Consider the following 15,842-nt stretch of genomic DNA (forward strand, 5'->3'; position numbering starts at 1 on the left):
CCCGGGTTGGTCCACTGGTCCCACCGAGCCGGAACGAGCTCAGGAGAGAGGCGATGACCATGAGCGGAAAGCGGAAGACCGCCGCGGCGGGGTTGGTGGCCTGCGCGGTGACCGGGGGAGTGCTGCTGGGGGCGGCACCGGCGCAGGCGGCGTCCTACAACGGCGTCTGCGGCAGCGGCTACGCCGTCGTCAACCAGAAGAACATCGGGAACCTGGGGACGGTGTTCCTCACCTACAACGCGAGCAAGGGCATGAACTGCGTGGTGACCGTGCGGAACTCCCCGGGGAGCGCGGTGCGGATGGCCGCCGCGATCGCCCGGGAGGACGACGCCGCGTGGTACGCGATCGACGACGACTACTACACCACCTACGCCGGGCCGGTGTACCGCGCCGCCGCCGGTCGCTGCGTGACCTGGCTGGGCGGGATCGGCACCCAGTCCAGCGGCGGCGTCGACACCAACTGCGGATGAGGGGGATCCGAATCATGCGAAGGAAGATCATCGCGGCGGTCCTCGGCGCGACGGCCCTGGCCGGGGTGACGGCAGCTCCGGCCGTCGCCGACGCGACCGCGGCGGCCCGCTACGGCGGGCAGTGCGGCAGCGGCTACTCGGTGGTGAACAGCTTCGACCTCCCCTCCGGCCGGGGATCGGTGTTCCTCACCTACAACGCGGGCAACCGCAAGAACTGCGTCGTCACCGTCCGCACCACCTCCGGCACGGCGACGCTGGTGGAGGCGTTCCTGCGCAAGTCCTCGGACGCGGGCTGGGCCATCGACAGCGGGAACTACACCGCCTACGCCGGCCCCGTGCACGTCTCGGCACCCGGTGCGTGCGTCGACTGGGGCGGCACCATCGGCACCGCCACCGACGCCCGGTACGGGACCAACTGCGGCTGACGCGCACCCCTGGGAGGAGAAGCCATGAGGAGAACGAGGACGACGGCCGCGGTGCTGGGCGCGGTGGGGCTCGTGCTTTCGGGCTCGGCGGTCTTCGCCGCGCCGGAAGCGGCCGCGGCCACCTACGGCGGTGAGTGCGGCTCCGGCTACGGCGTCGTGAACAGCGCGCCGATCGGCAGCAAGGGCACGGTGTTCCTCACCTACAACGCGGGCAACGGCCGCAACTGCGTGGTGGCCAAGCGCAACAGCTCGGGATCGGCGGTGCTCGTCGAGGCCGGTCTGTCGATCAACCCGGTGGGCACGCACTGGCCGGTCTTCGACGGCGGCCAGTTCACCAGCTACGCCGGACCGATCTACCTGGCCGCCGCGGGCAGGTGCGTCGACTGGATGGGCCGCATCAGCGGCACCGAAGGCGGCAAACGCGGCACCAACTGCGGTTGAGCCGATGGGGCGGTGGAGCCCTGCTCCACCGCCCCGCCGGTCACAGCGCCTGCTGCTCGGCCTGGATCCGGCGGACCACCAGGCGGGAGCGGGCGCCGAGGCCGAGGGCGGCGACCGGGAGCGCGGTGAGCGCGGCGATGCCCAGCGGTTCCTGACCGCTCACCAGGCCGAGGCCCAGGCCGAGGATGCCCAGTGTCAGCAGCAGATTCGCCCGGAACAGCCTGCCGCCGACCCGCACCGGCGGTTCGAACTCCGGATAGCCGTGCCGCCGCCGGTTGATCGCGAATCCCGCTCCGACGGCGAGCAGCGCGTGCCCCGCGACGATCACCACCACCGGCAGCCAGGTCAGCACCGCCAGCCGGCCGTGGCCGAGGCCGCCCGCGATGACCAGCCACCACCCGGCGGCCAGCAGCGCGGGCGGCCACACCGCCAGCCGGGCCCGCCCGCGGCGCTCCGGATCGGGGCCGCGCGGCGGGATGGGGAGGCGGACGCCGACGAACGCGAGCCCGAGCAGCGGCACGAACAACGCCCAGCCGAGCGGGGCGAAGGAACCCGCGTCGGCGATGACCACGTTGCTGCCCCGGTTGTCGAGCTCGCGGCGCTCCACCGGCGCCGGAGCGGTGCGGTTGTCCGGGGTGAGGTCGGAGAACTTGAAGGTGCGCTGCTCGCTGCGCCCGTCCGCCCAGGTGACCGTCGCCTCGCAGGTCCACCAGAAGCCGAGCCCGGACATGCTCACCGGCCCCGCGCGCTCGCAGTCGGTGGCCCGGGCCGTCCCCCGCTCGGTCGGCACGCCGTCGGTGGTCGTGATCCCGGTCGCGCCCATCGTGGTGTGGAAGACCAGCAGCACGAGCAGCCGCACGACGATCTCCGCGGCGAGCCGGCCGATCCGCCATCCGGTGCTGACGCGGTGCTCCGGGGCGGGCTGCTGCCGGGCCCGCGCACCGGACGGGGTGTCCTCGGAAAGGGGCAACGGTTCCGTCCTGTTCTGCGTGTTCCTCTGCGGCGGCGAACCTAGCAGCACGATCGCCCCGGCCGGTCGGGAACCGGGGAACCGGACCGGGCCTCCCGGGCCGCGCGGGACTCGTCGCCCCGGCCCCGGCGGTCTCCGGGCCGGGGCAGGAATCGGTTCAGCGTGGCGAGTTCTGCGCTCGGGGCCCTGAACCGGACGGACATCACCCAGGATGTGCCGGGCACGAACGTGTTCGCGGACACCCGGGGAACCGGGAGCGTCCCGCGAGCGTCGCAGGAGCGGGTGCGCGGGCAGCGGGCCGGGCGGGCGCGCCCGGGCCTTCGGAACGGGGGAACGGGTGACGGACAGGAACGCGGGCGGTGCCCTCCGCCGGGACTGGTGCGCGCCGGACGAGGAGATCCACCTGGTGGTGGGGGACGGGCTCGGCGACCTCGCCTACGACGTCGCGGGCTTGCGCTGGGACGGCCGGGACGAGTGCGCGGCCCTGCCGGCCGAGCCGCCGGAGCGGCCCTCGGCGGTGCTGTTCGGATCCTCCCCGGAGTGCCCGCTGGTCGCGGCGGTCGATCCGTGGCGGACGGCGGGGCGCCGGGGGTCCTGGGTGCTCACCTCGCGTCGGCTGGCGTGGGTGGAGGAGACCGCGGCGATCGAGCGGGTGGAGGTCCCGGCCGAGTTGATCCGGTCCCGCACCGGGACCACCCGCGCGCTGCCCGGGCGGCGCAGCGCCTTCGCGCTGCGGGTCGAGCTCGCCGACGGCTCGGGCATCGACTTCGTGGCCGCCGACGACGCGGAGGCCGACCGGCTCGCGGCGCTGGCTCCCGGGGCGGCGTGACCGAGCTCGGGGAGGCCGGGCCGCAGCGGTCGGCGCCGGGGCGGCCCGGAGGAGCGGCCGGGGAGCCCGAGCGGGCCGGGGAAGCGCTCCGGAAAGCGAAGAATTGATTTCGCCGGGCGGCCGGAATTGCGTCCCGCGGGCGCGCGGAAGGTGCTGACATTCGCGTCCCCGAGGATTGAACACCCGGGTTCCAGAGGTGGCGCTTGATGCCCGCGCGGCGGGCGCAGTGTTTCGGGAAACCCCTCACCGGGCCGCACTCGGGCTCGTGGCCTGCTGATTCGGTATCCGGGTGGGCGGGCGGGGAAAGCTCGCGCGAAGTGCGATGTTCATTACATTTATTTCCCGAAATACTGCTCGATTCGGATTTTTCGGTGTCGATCTTGACAATTCAACGCGCGCGCTCCACCATTCCGTCCCAAGCATCGGAACGGGTCGTGCGGGCCGCTGGAACGTGGTCGCCCGGATCCCTTGCGTCCGAAAGACCCCTCCCGTCATCCGCTCCGCGCGTCTCGACGCGCGACCGGGGTGCGGATCCACGACGATCTCGAGGCGTCGCGAGCAACCACGCGGCCACCCGCGCGGACGAGCAGAACGGAAGTTCCGGACACAGTGAGCGAACAAACCCTCCAGGCCGGTGAACCGAGCGGGCAGCCGCCCGCGGACGCCGGAGACGCCGGGTACAGCAAATCGCTGAAGGCCCGGCACATCAACATGATCGCCATCGGCGGCGCGATCGGAACCGGTCTCTTCCTCGGCGCGGGCGGCAGGCTCGCGCAGGCCGGCCCCGCCCTGTTCATCGCCTACGCGGTGTGCGGCCTGTTCGCGTTCTTCGTGGTGCGCGCCCTCGGCGAGCTCATCCTCTACCGCCCCTCCTCCGGCGCGTTCGTGTCCTACGCCCGGGAGTTCATGGGCGAGAAGGGCGCCTACACCGCGGGCTGGATGCACTTCCTGAACTGGTCGACCACCGGCATCGCCGACATCACCGCGATCGCCCTCTACGCGCACTTCTGGGCGATGTTCAGCCCGATCCCGCAGTGGGTGCTGGCGCTGATCGCGCTCGCCGTCGTGCTCGCGCTGAACATGGTCTCCGTCCGGCTGTTCGGCGAGATGGAGTTCTGGTTCGCCATCATCAAGGTCGGCGCGCTGGTGGCGTTCATGCTCGTCGGCATCTACCTCGTGGTGACCGGGCACCCGATCGCGGGGCAGGAGGCGGGACCGGCGGTCATCTCCGACAACGGCGGCATCCTCCCGGGCGGCATCGTGCCGTTGGTGCTCATCATGCAGGGCGTCGTGTTCGCCTACGCCTCGGTCGAGCTGGTCGGCGTCGCCGCCGGGGAGACCGAGAACCCCGAGAAGATCATGCCCAAGGCGATCAACTCGATCATGTGGCGGATCGGGATCTTCTACGTCGGTTCGGTGGTCCTGCTGTCCATGCTGATGCCGTGGACGTCCTACAAGGACGGCGAGAGCCCGTTCGTCACGGTGCTGTCCAACCTCGGCGTCCCGGGCGCGGGCGACATCATGAACCTGGTCGTGCTGACCGCCGCGATGTCCAGCCTCAACTCCGGGCTGTACTCCACTGGCCGCATCCTGCGCTCGATGTCGGCGGCCGGTTCGGCGCCGAAGTTCACCGGGCTGATGAACAAGAGCCAGGTTCCCTACGGCGGCATCCTGCTCACCGCCGCGGTCTGCGTCGTCGGCGTCGGCCTCAACGCGGTCGTCCCGGACGACGCCTTCGAGATCGTGCTGAACTTCGCCTCCATCGGCATCCTCGCCACCTGGGCCATCATCGTGCTCAGCCACCTGCTGTTCGTGCGGGCGGCCGCGCGCGGCGAGGTGACGCGCCCGAGCTACCGGCTGCCGTTCTCGCCGTACATCGAGCTCGTCACACTGGCCTTCCTGGCCTCGGTGGTCGTGCTGATGGCCTTCGACGAGATCGGCCGGATCACCCTGATGGCGCTGCCGCTGATCCTGATCGCGCTGGTCATCGGCTGGTTCTGCGTCCGAGGCCGCATCGACATGTCGGCGATGGAGCGCGACTAGTCCCGGCACCGCGCCCGAGCGGGGGGCCGTCCCGGTGCGCCCGGGACGGCCCCCCGTGCTCGTTCCGCGTCCCGTGCGTGATCCACGTCGGTTATGGTCGGCGTCGATCGAGGCTGGGGGCGGTTCGGGGACGAACCGCGCGGAGGGACGGATGAGCGACGCGGCTCCGCCACTGCTGGGCGGGCGGTACCGGCTGGGCAGGCGCCTGGGACACGGCGGCATGTCCGTCGTCTACCGGGCGCTGGACACCCGGCTGGGGCGTCCTGTCGCGGTGAAGGTCTTCCGCTCCGACGCCGACGAGACCTCCCGGCGCCGCTTCGAGGACGAGGCGCGGCTGCTGGCCGGGCTCAGCCACCCCGGGCTGGTGGCCGTGCACGACGCGGGCGCCGAATCCGGCGAGGGCGAGCCGTACCTGGTGATGCAGCTCGTCGAGGGCCGGACCCTGACCTCCGTGCTGGCCGACGGCCCGCTCGAACCGGAGCGGGTCGCGGAGCTGGGGCGGCGGCTGTCCGAGGTGCTGGCCTACGTGCACGGCAACGGGATCGTGCACCGCGACGTCAAGCCCTCCAACGTGCTGATCACCGAGGACGGGCGGGTCTTCCTCGCCGACTTCGGCATCTCCCGGCTCGCGGACGCCGTGGGCCGGATGACCGACTCCGGGATCATCATGGGCTCGGCGCACTACATGGCTCCGGAGCAGGTGCGCGACGACGAGATCGGCTACGCCGCCGACGTCTACTCCCTGGGCCTGGTGCTGCTGGAGTGCCTGACCGGGCGTGCCGAGTACGACGGTTCGCAGGCCGAGGCGGCCGTCGCCCGGCTGACCCGCGGCCCGCGCGTCCCGGAGTCGCTGCCGCAACCGCTGGGCGAGGTGCTGCGCACCATGACCGCCTACGAGCCGGACGAGCGGCCCGCCGCCGCACGCTGCGCGCGGTCGTTCGCCGCCGAGCTCGCCCCGGAAGCTCCGGAGTCCGAGCCGTCGCGGCAGGAGTCCGCCGGATCCGGCGGAACTCAGGAGTACCACGCGGTCGCGGAGCCGCGCCCCCGCCGCCGCGCGCCGCTGCTCGGCGTCGGTCTCGGTCTGCTGCTCCTGCTGGTCGTCGCGGTCCTGCTGCTCGTCCCCGGCCGGGGCGCCCCGGATCGTCCGGTGCTGCCGCCGGAATCCGGGCCGCCCGGCATCGGCCGGCTGCCTTCCGACCTCGCGAATCTCGATGGGCTGGTGCGTGGATGAGGCGTGCTCTGTGGACGGTGCCCGCACTGGTGCTGCTCGTCTCCTGCGGCGGCCCGCCGGGGCCCCTGGTGGAACCTGGGGCGCGCGCGGAGATCATGGCCGCCGCCAGCGAGGTCCGGAGCACCGCGCAACGTCACGACCGGGCCGCCGCCGAGCGCGCGCTCGCGGCCCTCACCCGGCGGATCGCCGCCGCGCACGCCGCGGGTGATCTCGACCCGGCGCACGCGCACAGCCTGCTGGAGGCGGCCGACCGGATCGCGGAGGACGTCGCGACGTTCCCCGAGCCCCCGCCTCCCGCTCCGGTGGTCGTCACGGTCCCGGGATCGCCCGCACCTCCGGCGCCGGGGACCGGCGGCCCGGTCCCGCCGCCGCGTCCGGTCCCGCAGCCGCCGCGAGGGGAGCCGAATCCCCCCGGGCCCACCCCGCACGACGACGGCACCAGCGGCAAGGGGAACGGCGCCGACCAGGGGAACACGGGCAACGGCGAGGGGAACACCGGGAGCGGCCCGGGGAACTCCGGCAACGACCAGGGGAACTCCGGCAACGGCGAGGGGAAGACCGGGGCCGACCAGGGGAACTCCGGCAACGGCCAGGGGAAGACCGGGGCCGACCAGGGGAACACCGGCAACGGAGAAGGCGCCGCCGGAGACGGGCAGGGCAGCGCCGGAGACGGGCAGGGCGGCGGTGGCGACAGCGGCCAGGACCAGGACGGCTGAGCCCTCAGGCGCTCGCCGATCTCCGCCGCGCGCCACCGCCGCCGGTCGTGGCGGGCTGGCCGGGAGCGGGGAGGGCGCGCGGAACGCCGTCGCAGCGGTTCATCGGTGCGTCCTTCAGCGAGGGGATGTCGAGGGGGAGCGCGGATCATCCCGGTGACCTGCGGAGAGCGCGCTACGATCAAGATCATTTCATCTCCGGGTGAACCGGTGCGCGCGGGGCTCCGCCGCGCGCACCGGGCGCCGGTCCGGCCGGGCGTTCGGGACGCTGGGGCCGGGCGATCGGAAAGATCGGCTGAAAGCCGGATCCGAGTCTTGATCGACTTCCCGTCCTCGTGGTATCAGGCTCGGTGTGACCTGCGAGGACGACCCCGGCGTGGCTCAACCGCCCGGAAATCGGACAGATCGGAAGAGTTTTCTGCGAGGTTAGTGCACTTCAGCGCCATTGTTGGTAAGAGTTGCAGCGGCCCCGTGCTCGTGCACCCCTTGCACGCGCCGCCCGAGGGGTCAGGTGGCGGGATCTTCCCCCGGACCGCCCGCCCAGCAAGCCGGACCCGCGTGGAACCCGGTGGGCGGGACTCGGTACCGTCGCCGCACCGATCAAGAGAAACCCCACATCACGGAGGACATGGTGGCCCTTCCCCAGCTGACCGAGGAGCAGCGGGCAGCAGCTTTGGAAAAGGCGGCTGCCGCCCGTCGCGCCCGAGCCGAGCTCAAAGAGCGCCTCAAGCGCGGTGGAACCAGCCTGGCAGAGGTCCTGGACACCGCCGACAACGACGAGGTCTTGGGCAAGATGAAGGTGTCCGCGCTGCTTGAGGCCCTTCCCGGCGTGGGCAAGGTCCGCGCTCAGCAGATCATGGAGCGGCTGGAGATCGCGAACAGCCGCCGGCTCCGCGGGCTGGGTGAGCGTCAGCGCAAGGCGCTGCTCACCGAGTTCGCCGCCGAGTGATCGACACCCGTACCGGTGTCGAGCCGGGGTCGGTCCGCGAGGACGGGCCCCGGCTCACCGTCGTTTCCGGGCCTTCCGGGGTCGGCAAGTCGAGCGTGCTGGCCGAACTCCGCCAGCGGGCACCGGAGATCTACTTCAGCGTGTCGGTGACCACCCGCAGGCCCCGGGCCGGTGAGGTCGACGGCGCGCACTACCACTTCGTCAGCGCGCGCGAGTTCGAGCGGATGGCCGCCGCGGGCGAACTCCTCGAGCACGCGCGGTACGCGGGCAACTGCTACGGCACCCCGCGGGCTCCCGTGGAGGCCGCGCTGGCGGCGGGCCGCGATGCCGTGCTGGAGATCGAGCTGCAGGGAGCCCGGCAGGTTCGCCGGTCGATGCCCGAGGCCCGGCTCGTGATGCTGCTGCCCCCCTCCTGGGAGGAACTCGTGCAGCGTCTCACCGGCCGGGGGACCGAGGACCCCGAGGTGGTCGAGGCCCGGCTCGCGACCGCGCGGGAGGAGCTGGCGGCCGAACCGGAGTTCGACGAGACCGTGGTCAACGCCGATGTGCGGTCCGCGACCAGCGAATTGATACGATTGGTGACCGGTCGCCGGGTCTGAGCCCACGTGCTCGGACGCCGGACCGGCGTCCGGTCGACGGCCGAGCCGCCGCCGTCCGCGCTCCGGCGCCCGCCGAGGTCCCCGTCCACAGCACAGGAGCCACCACGTGACCACCCCGAACGCGCTCGCCGCCCTCAACACCCGGTCCTCGCTGACCTCGCCCGAGGGCATCACCAACCCGCCGATCGACGACCTGCTGGAGCAGGTCAGCTCGAAGTACGCGCTGGCGATCTACTCGGCGAAGCGGGCCCGCCAGATCAACGACTACTACGCCCAGCTCGGCGAGGGCCTGCTGGAGTACGTCGGCCCGCTGGTGGAGCCCGGCCCGCGCGAGAAGCCGCTCTCGATCGCGCTGCGCGAGATCCACGCCGGCGTCCTGGAGCACACCGAAGGCGAGTGAGCCTTCCGTGACACGGCAACCTGACGTGGGCCGCCCGCGGGTCGTGCTGGGCGTCAGCGGTGGCATCGCGGCCTACAAGGCCTGCGAGGTGCTGCGGCGCCTGACCGAATCCGGCCACGACGTGCGGGTGGTGCCCACCGAGGCGGCGCTGAACTTCGTCGGCGCCGCGACCTTCGAGGCGTTGTCCGGGCACCCGGTTCGCGCCGGGGTGTTCACCGACGTCGACCAGGTGCGGCACGTGCGGCTCGGCCAGGAGGCCGAGCTCGTCGTGGTCGCCCCGGCCACCGCCGACCTGCTGGCGCGCGCCGCGCACGGCCAGGCCGACGACCTGCTGACCTCGACGCTGCTCACCGCGCGCTGCCCGGTGCTGGTGGTGCCCGCGATGCACACCGAGATGTGGGAGCACCCCGCGACCCGGCAGAACGTCGCGACGCTGCGCTCCCGGGGCGTGGTCGTCGCCGAACCCGCCAGCGGCAGGCTCACCGGCAAGGACACCGGCAAGGGCCGGTTGCCGGACCCGGTGGAGATCGTGGACCTGGCCCGGCTGCTGCTGGCGGAGGCGTCCGCACTGCCCCGCGACCTGGACGGGCGTCGCGTGGTGATCTCCGCGGGCGGCACCCGCGAGCCGCTGGACCCGGTGCGCTACCTGGGGAACCGGTCCTCCGGGCGGCAGGGCTACGCGCTGGCTCGGGTCGCCGCGCACCGCGGCGCGGAGGTCGTGCTCGTCTCCGCGCACACCGCTGACCTGGTGGAACCCGCCGGGGTCCGGGTGGTGCACGTGGGTACGGCCGAGCAGCTGCGGGAGTCCGTGCTCGCCGAGTCCGCGGGCGCCGACGCGGTGGTGATGGCCGCGGCCGTGGCCGACTTCCGGCCGGTGGACCTCGCCGAGCACAAGATCAAGAAGGCGGACGCCGATCCCGCCCCGGTGAAGCTCACCCGCAACCCCGACGTCCTCGCCGAGCTCGTCGAGCGGCGCCGCGACGGCCGCCTGGACGTCGGCCTGATCGTCGGATTCGCCGCCGAGACCGGGGATCCCGGCACCACGGTGCTGGAGCACGGCCGCCGCAAGCTCGGCCGCAAGGGCTGCGACCTGCTCGTGGTGAACACCGTCGGTGACGGGAAGGCCTTCGAGGTGGAGGACAACGCGGGCTGGTTGCTGTCCACCGACGGCACCGAGACCCCGCTGCCGCACGGCGCGAAGTCCCTGCTCTCGGCCCGGTTGTGGGATGCTGTGACCCGGCGGCTCGACGAGGGCTGAGCCGGGCCGCTCACATCCAGCGCAGGGGGTGGATCGTGCGGCGGTTGTTCACCAGCGAGTCGGTGACCGAGGGGCACCCGGACAAGATCTGCGACGCCATCAGCGACGCGGTGCTGGACGCGCTGCTGGCGCAGGACCCCGCCTCCCGCGCCGCGGTCGAGGCGTTGGTCACCACCGGCCAGGTGCACGTCGTCGGCGAGGTCACCTCCGAGGCGTACGTGGACATCCCCGGCGTGGTGCGCGAGCAGGTGCTGCGGATCGGGTACGACTCCTCCGCCGTCGGCTTCGACGGGCACTCCTGCGGCGTGAACGTCGCCATCGACGCGCAGTCCCCGGACATCGCGCGCGGCGTGGCCCGGGGCTACGAGGCCCGGCTGCGCGGTGTCGACGACGAGGTCGCCCGGCAGGGCGCCGGGGACCAGGGAATGATGTTCGGCTACGCCTGCGACGAGACCCCGGAGCGGATGCCGCTGCCGATCGCGCTGGCGCACCGGCTGGCCCGGCGGCTCGCGGAGGTGCGCCGCGGCGGGTTGCTGCCGCACCTGCGCCCGGACGGCAAGACCCAGGTGACCATCGCCTACGAGGGCGACCGGCCGGTGGCGCTGGGCACCGTGGTGCTCTCCGCCCAGCACTCCCCGGCGGTGGAGGAGACCCAGCTGGACGCCGAGGTGCGCGAGCTCGTCCTCGCTCCGGAGCTGGCCCGGCTGGAATCGGTGGGCGTGGCGCTGGACCGCTCGGGCGCGCGGGTGCTGGTGAACCCGACGGGGCGGTTCGTGCTCGGCGGCCCGGCGGCGGATGCCGGGCTCACCGGCCGCAAGATCATGGTGGACACCTACGGCGGGATGGCCCGGCACGGCGGCGGGGCCTTCTCCGGCAAAGATCCGTCCAAGGTGGACAGATCGGCGGCGTACGCGCTGCGCTGGGTGGCGGTGAACGCGCTCGCGGCGGGGCTCGCCCGCCGGATCGAGGTGCAGGTCGCCTACGCCATCGGAACCGCCGCGCCGATCGGGCTGTTCGTGGAGACCTTCGGCACCGAGACCGCCGCACCGCACCGGATCCGGGACGCCATCGGCGCGGTGTTCGACCTGCGGCCCGCCGCGATCATCCGCGATCTGGACCTGCTGCGCCCGCGCTACACCCCGACCGCCGCGTACGGCCACTTCGGACGGACCGATCTCGACCTGCCCTGGGAGCACCCGGACCGGGCCGCCGCGCTGCGCGCCGCGCTCTGATCACGTCCAGCCGTGCGTGGAGAACCGGATCCCGCTGCCCAGGGCCCGCACGCCGAGCTCCGCGTACTCGATCATCGGCCGGGGCAGCGCGTCCAGGTCGAACCAGCCGAGCTCGTGGCACTTCTCCGGCTCCCGGTTCTCCGGCTCGCCCGACCAGCGGGCGGTGCGGAAGAAGAACCCGAACCTCGGCTCCTGGCCCGGCCCGGTGATGTGCACCGAGTGCACGTGCGCCAGGTCCGCCGGATCGATGCGCACCCCGACCTCCTCCCAAGCCTCTCGCACGGCGGCGGAGACGACGTCCTCGCCCGCGTCCACCTTCCCGGAGGGCAGGTGCCAGCCGCCGTCGAAGGCACCGCCGCGCCGCCTGCTCAGCAGCACCCGCGACCCGCGCAGCAGCAGCACGTGAGCATCGACGAGGTGGCGGTCGGGCATCGGGTTCCTCCCGTCGGAGTGGGGCCCGCAGCTTACGCGCGCGGCCATCGCGGGAGTGAGCGCGGACATGTCGCGGACCGCGCGGCTACCTGGTGTGACACCATTTCGTTCGTACGAAGGGTTGCGCGCGGACGGAACTCCGGGCGGGGATCACCTGCCCGGCGGAGGAGGGTGCGGTCGATGTGCGGTGGTCAGCGCCATAGCGGGTTCCGCCCGCAGCGTGCAGCGGGCGGAACGCCCCGCCGCCCCGCCTGAGCCGGGGCAGTCCCCTCCCACCGACATCGCCAGAGGAATGACCATGCTTCGGGTCGCCGTGCCCAACAAGGGATCGCTGAGCGGTCCTGCCATCCAGCTCCTGTCCGACGCCGGCTACCGCGTGCACCGCGAGCACAAGGCGCTGTTCGCCACCGACACCGCCAACGACGTCCAGTTCGTCTTCCTGCGCCCCACCGACATCGCGCGCACCGTCGGCAGCGGCGTGCTCGACGTGGGCATCACCGGCCAGGACCTGCTGCAGGCGGCGGGGACCGACGTGAGCACCCGGGAGCTGCTGCCGCTGGACTTCGGGGTGTCCCGGTTCTACTTCGCCGCCCCGGCCGGCGGCATCGGCGAGCTGCGCGAGCTCGACGGCAGGCGGGTCGCGACCTCCTTCGCGCCGCTGGTGTCGGCGGCGGCCGCCGACCTCGGCATCGAGGTGGACGTCATCGAGCTCGACGGAGCCGTGGAGACCGCCGTGGAGCTCGGGTTGGCGGACGCGATCGCGGACGTCGTCGAGACCGGTGCCTCGTTGCACGAGGCCGGGCTGCGCACGATCGGTGAACCGATCCTGCGCTCCGAGGCGGTGCTGGTGCGGGGCACCCGCGACCTCCCGGAGGACAGCGAGCAAGCCGTGGAGGTGCTGATCCAGCGGTTGCGCGGGGTCCTCATCGCCCGGCAGTACGTGATGATGGACTACAACTGCCCGACCTCCGCGCTCGACGCCGCCCGCGCGATCACGCCCGGCATGGAGTCGCCGACGGTCTCCCCGCTGGACGAGCGGGGCTGGGTCGCGGTGCGGGTGATGGTGCTGCGCCACCAGGCCCAGGTGATCATGGACCGGCTCTGGGCGGCGGGCGCCCGCGCGATCCTGGTGACCCCGCTGGAGGCCTGCCGGTTGTGATCCGCCGCCCGGCCCCGAGCCGGCCGGGGCGCGGCCGCGCGGTGGGGGTCGGCGGTCAGGGCATCGCGTAGTCCTGCTGGCGCCAGGCCTCGTAGACGGCGACTGCCGCCGAGTTCGCGAGGTTCATCGAGCGGATCCCCGGCAGCATCGGGATCCGGACCTGGTCGGTGATCCGCTCGGAGGCGAGCACGTCGGCGGGCAGTCCCACCGACTCCGGCCCGAACAGCAGCACGTCGCCCGGCCGGTAGCGCACCTGCTCCAGGGAGGTCGTCGCGGAGGTGGTGAAGGCGTGCACGCGCGGCGGGTCGAGCTCGGCCAGCAGCGCGTCCCAGTCGTCGTGCACCCGCAGCACCGCGCGGTCCCGGTAGTCCAGGCCCGCCCGGCGCAGCCGCGCGTCCGAGACGTCGAACCCGAGCGGGCGCACCAGGTGCAGCGCGCACCCGGAACCGGCGGCCATCCGGATCGCGTTGCCCGTGTTGCCGGGGATCTCGGGGTGGTAGAAGACGACGTCGAACACGCGGGGTCCTTTCACAGCTGACCGCCGCATCGTAGTGACCCGCGCCGGGACCGGGTCCGCGGTGCCGCGGCGGCGCTCTGGTAGAGAAGTGGGCATGGCGGGCAGCGGCAGCACGGGCGCGGGGAAGGCGGAGCGCACGGCCGCGCCCGAACTCCCCGTCGCCTCCGTGCTGGTGGAGGTCTCGCTGCCCGCGCATCTGGACCGGGCCTTCGACTACCTGATCCCGGACCGCCTGCACGCCGCCGCCGTCGCCGGTTGCCGGGTGCGGGTGCGGTTCCGGGGGAAGCTGGTCGACGGCTACCTGCTGGAGCGCAAGGCGGAATCGGATTTCACCGGGACCCTGCAGTGGGTGGACCGGGTGATCTCCTCCGAGGTGGTGCTGCCGCCGCGGCTGCTGGAGCTGTGCCGCGCGGTCGCCGCCCGCTACGGCGGGATGCTCGCCGACGTCGTGCGGCTGGCGGTGCCGGCCCGGCACGCCCGCGCGGAGAAGCGGGCCACCGAGCCCGCCCCCGCCCCGCAGCGGCCCCCGGCGGAAGCCTGGTCCCGCTACCAGCGCGGTCCGGCGCTGCTGGAGGCGGTGCACGCGGGCAGGCCGGCGCGCGCGGTCTGGCAGGCGCTGCCGGGGGAGGAGTGGGCGCAGCGGCTCGCGGAGGCCGCCGCGACTGCCGCCGCCGCGGGCCGGGGCGCGCTGCTGGTGGTGCCCGATCATCGCGACGTGGCCCGGTTGCGCGAGGCCTGCGCGCGGCTGCTCGGGGAGTCCGGGGTCGTCGCGCTCACCTCGGAGCTCGGGCCGGAGGCGCGCTACCAGCGGTGGCTGGCGGTGCTGCGCGGCGCGGTGCGCGTGGTGGTGGGCACCCGGGCGGCGATGTTCGCCCCGGTGCTGGACCTCGGCCTGGCCGTGGTGTGGGACGACGGCGACACCATGCACAGCTATCCGACGATGCCCTACCCGCACGCGCGGGACGTGCTGACCCATCGCGCGCACGCGGCCGGGGCGGCGGTCGTGGTGGCCGGGTTCGCCCGCACCGCCGAGGCGGCGCTGCTGGCGGAGACCGGGTGGGCGCAGGAGGTGGTGGCGTCGCGCGACGAGGTGCGGGCGGCCGCTCCGCACGTGGTGGCGATCGGTGCCGACGACACCCAGCTGGCCCGGGATCCGGCCGCGCGGGCGGCGCGGCTGCCGTCGGTGGCCTTCGACGCGGCGCGGGCGGCGCTGCGCGCGGGCGCCCCGGTGCTGGTGCAGGTCCCGCGGCGGGGCTACGTGCCCGCGCTGGCCTGCGGGGACTGCCGCGAGCAGGCGCGGTGCCGCCGGTGCGCGGGGCCGCTGGGGCTGCCGGGCGGAACCGAGGGCGGGCAACCGAAACCGGCGGCCTGCCGCTGGTGCGGGGCGGCCGAGGCCGCGTTCCGGTGCGGGTCCTGCGGGTCGCGGCGGTTGCGGGCGATCGCGATCGGGGCCGGGCGGACCGCCGAGGAGCTCGGCAGGGCGTTCAGCGGAGTCGCCGTGCGCACCTCGGGCGGCGGGGAGGTGCTGGCGAGCGTTCCGGCGGGTCCGGCGCTGGTCGTGTGCACGCCGGGGGCGGAGCCGATCGCCGAGGGCGGCTACGGCGCGGCGTTGCTGCTGGACGGGAGGACGCTGCTCTCCCGGCCCGAGCTGCGCGCGACCGAGGAGGCGCTGCGGTTGTGGCTGGCTGCGGCGGCGCTGGTGCGGCCCGCGCGGGACGGTGGCCGGGTCGTGGTGATGGCGGAGTCGGCGTTGCAGCCGGTGCAGGCCCTGGTGCGCTGGGACCCGGCCTGGCACGCGGGGCTGGAGCTGGCCGGGCGCGCCGAGCTGGGCTTCCCGCCCGCGATGCGGGTGGCGGCGGTGGACGGCTCACCGGACGCGGTGAACGACCTGCTGGACTGCCTGGAGCTGCCCGGCACCGGCGAGGTCCTGGGCCCGGTGCCGCTGGGCGAGGTCGACGAGGACGGCGGCTCCGATCAGGAACGCGCCCTGGTCCGCGTCGCCCGGCCCGAGGGCCGCGAGCTCGCGGCGGCCCTGCACGCGGCGCAGGCGGTCCGCGCCTCCCGGCGCCCGGCGGAGCGGATCAAGGTCCGGGTCGATCCCCTCGAACTCCTCTGACGGAGGTCCCCGTCCGATCGCGGGTGAGGTCGCCGGCGGCGGCCCGGCACCCGGCCGG

17 protein-coding genes are annotated in these 15,842 nt (G+C 73.8%); 14 read left to right on the forward strand and 3 right to left on the reverse strand.

Annotation, left to right across the window (positions count from 1 at the left end):
* Positions 1–53 precede the first annotated feature (53 nt).
* The 3 genes from ACL03H_RS21530 to ACL03H_RS21540 are packed head-to-tail and all read left to right on the forward strand — an operon-like array spanning position 54 to position 1,336.
* Positions 54–470, forward strand: a complete 417-nt coding sequence (locus ACL03H_RS21530) for a spore-associated protein A (protein WP_412813107.1) — start codon at positions 54–56, stop codon at positions 468–470.
* A gap of 14 nt (positions 471–484) precedes the next feature.
* A complete protein-coding gene (locus ACL03H_RS21535; RefSeq protein ID WP_412813108.1) occupies positions 485–895 on the forward strand; it encodes a spore-associated protein A in 411 nt (136 codons plus the stop codon).
* 24 nt (positions 896–919) lie between these two features.
* Entirely contained in the window at positions 920–1,336 is a 417-nt protein-coding gene (locus ACL03H_RS21540; RefSeq protein ID WP_412813109.1) for a spore-associated protein A, read from the forward strand.
* 40 nt (positions 1,337–1,376) lie between these two features.
* Here ACL03H_RS21540 and ACL03H_RS21545 read toward each other — a convergent pair whose 3' ends face one another.
* Positions 1,377–2,306, reverse strand: a complete 930-nt coding sequence (locus tag ACL03H_RS21545) for a DUF6346 domain-containing protein (protein ID WP_412813110.1) — start codon at positions 2,304–2,306, stop codon at positions 1,377–1,379.
* Between the two features lie 337 nt (positions 2,307–2,643).
* Between ACL03H_RS21545 and ACL03H_RS21550 the strand changes: the two genes are divergently transcribed.
* From ACL03H_RS21550 to metK, 9 genes are all read left to right on the forward strand, one after another.
* Positions 2,644–3,135 (forward strand): hypothetical protein, encoded by a 492-nt coding sequence (locus ACL03H_RS21550; RefSeq protein WP_412813111.1) that lies wholly within the window; start codon positions 2,644–2,646, stop codon positions 3,133–3,135.
* Between the two features lie 609 nt (positions 3,136–3,744).
* A complete protein-coding gene (locus tag ACL03H_RS21555) occupies positions 3,745–5,178 on the forward strand; it encodes an amino acid permease (RefSeq protein ID WP_412813112.1) in 1,434 nt (477 codons plus the stop codon).
* Between the two features lie 151 nt (positions 5,179–5,329).
* Positions 5,330–6,409, forward strand: a complete 1,080-nt coding sequence (locus ACL03H_RS21560; protein WP_412813113.1) for a serine/threonine-protein kinase — start codon at positions 5,330–5,332, stop codon at positions 6,407–6,409.
* Positions 6,406–7,125, forward strand: coding sequence for a hypothetical protein (locus ACL03H_RS21565; protein WP_412813114.1), 720 nt, complete (start codon positions 6,406–6,408; stop codon positions 7,123–7,125). Before ACL03H_RS21560 ends, ACL03H_RS21565 begins: the two co-directional genes overlap by 4 nt.
* A gap of 628 nt (positions 7,126–7,753) precedes the next feature.
* On the forward strand, positions 7,754–8,071 hold the full coding sequence (gene mihF, locus ACL03H_RS21570; RefSeq protein WP_184484996.1) for an integration host factor, actinobacterial type: 318 nt from the start codon (positions 7,754–7,756) through the stop codon (positions 8,069–8,071).
* Positions 8,068–8,670: a guanylate kinase gene (gene gmk, locus ACL03H_RS21575; RefSeq protein WP_412813115.1), complete on the forward strand. Its 603-nt coding sequence runs from the start codon at positions 8,068–8,070 to the stop codon at positions 8,668–8,670. Before mihF ends, gmk begins: the two co-directional genes overlap by 4 nt.
* A gap of 106 nt (positions 8,671–8,776) precedes the next feature.
* A complete protein-coding gene (gene rpoZ / locus ACL03H_RS21580; protein WP_412813116.1) occupies positions 8,777–9,070 on the forward strand; it encodes a DNA-directed RNA polymerase subunit omega in 294 nt (97 codons plus the stop codon).
* Between the two features lie 7 nt (positions 9,071–9,077).
* Positions 9,078–10,328 carry a bifunctional phosphopantothenoylcysteine decarboxylase/phosphopantothenate--cysteine ligase CoaBC gene (gene coaBC / locus ACL03H_RS21585; RefSeq protein WP_412813117.1) on the forward strand — a complete coding sequence of 417 codons (1,251 nt, stop codon included), beginning with the start codon at positions 9,078–9,080 and terminating at the stop codon, positions 10,326–10,328.
* Positions 10,329–10,372: 44 nt separating this feature from the next.
* Positions 10,373–11,560 carry a methionine adenosyltransferase gene (metK, locus tag ACL03H_RS21590; protein WP_412813144.1) on the forward strand — a complete coding sequence of 396 codons (1,188 nt, stop codon included), beginning with the start codon at positions 10,373–10,375 and terminating at the stop codon, positions 11,558–11,560.
* On the opposite strand, the gene ACL03H_RS21595 is transcribed toward metK, so the two are convergent.
* Positions 11,561–11,992: an NUDIX hydrolase gene (locus ACL03H_RS21595; RefSeq protein ID WP_412813118.1), complete on the reverse strand. Its 432-nt coding sequence runs from the start codon at positions 11,990–11,992 to the stop codon at positions 11,561–11,563.
* Positions 11,993–12,290: 298 nt separating this feature from the next.
* Here ACL03H_RS21595 and hisG point away from each other — a divergent pair, with 298 nt between their 5' ends.
* The gene (gene hisG / locus ACL03H_RS21600) at positions 12,291–13,151 is read left to right on the forward strand and encodes an ATP phosphoribosyltransferase (RefSeq protein ID WP_412813119.1); all 861 of its coding nucleotides are present in this window, start codon (positions 12,291–12,293) and stop codon (positions 13,149–13,151) included.
* A 55-nt stretch (positions 13,152–13,206) separates the two neighbouring features.
* On the opposite strand, the gene ACL03H_RS21605 is transcribed toward hisG, so the two are convergent.
* Complete coding sequence (locus ACL03H_RS21605; RefSeq protein ID WP_412813120.1) at positions 13,207–13,668, reverse strand: tRNA (cytidine(34)-2'-O)-methyltransferase; 462 nt, start codon at positions 13,666–13,668, stop codon at positions 13,207–13,209.
* Between the two features lie 94 nt (positions 13,669–13,762).
* Here ACL03H_RS21605 and ACL03H_RS21610 point away from each other — a divergent pair, with 94 nt between their 5' ends.
* Positions 13,763–15,784: a primosomal protein N' gene (locus tag ACL03H_RS21610; protein ID WP_412813121.1), complete on the forward strand. Its 2,022-nt coding sequence runs from the start codon at positions 13,763–13,765 to the stop codon at positions 15,782–15,784.
* Positions 15,785–15,842 lie beyond the last annotated feature (58 nt).

The sequence above is a fragment of the Saccharopolyspora antibiotica genome, assembly GCF_047200635.1.
Taxonomy (GTDB): Bacteria; Actinomycetota; Actinomycetes; order Mycobacteriales; family Pseudonocardiaceae; genus Saccharopolyspora_C.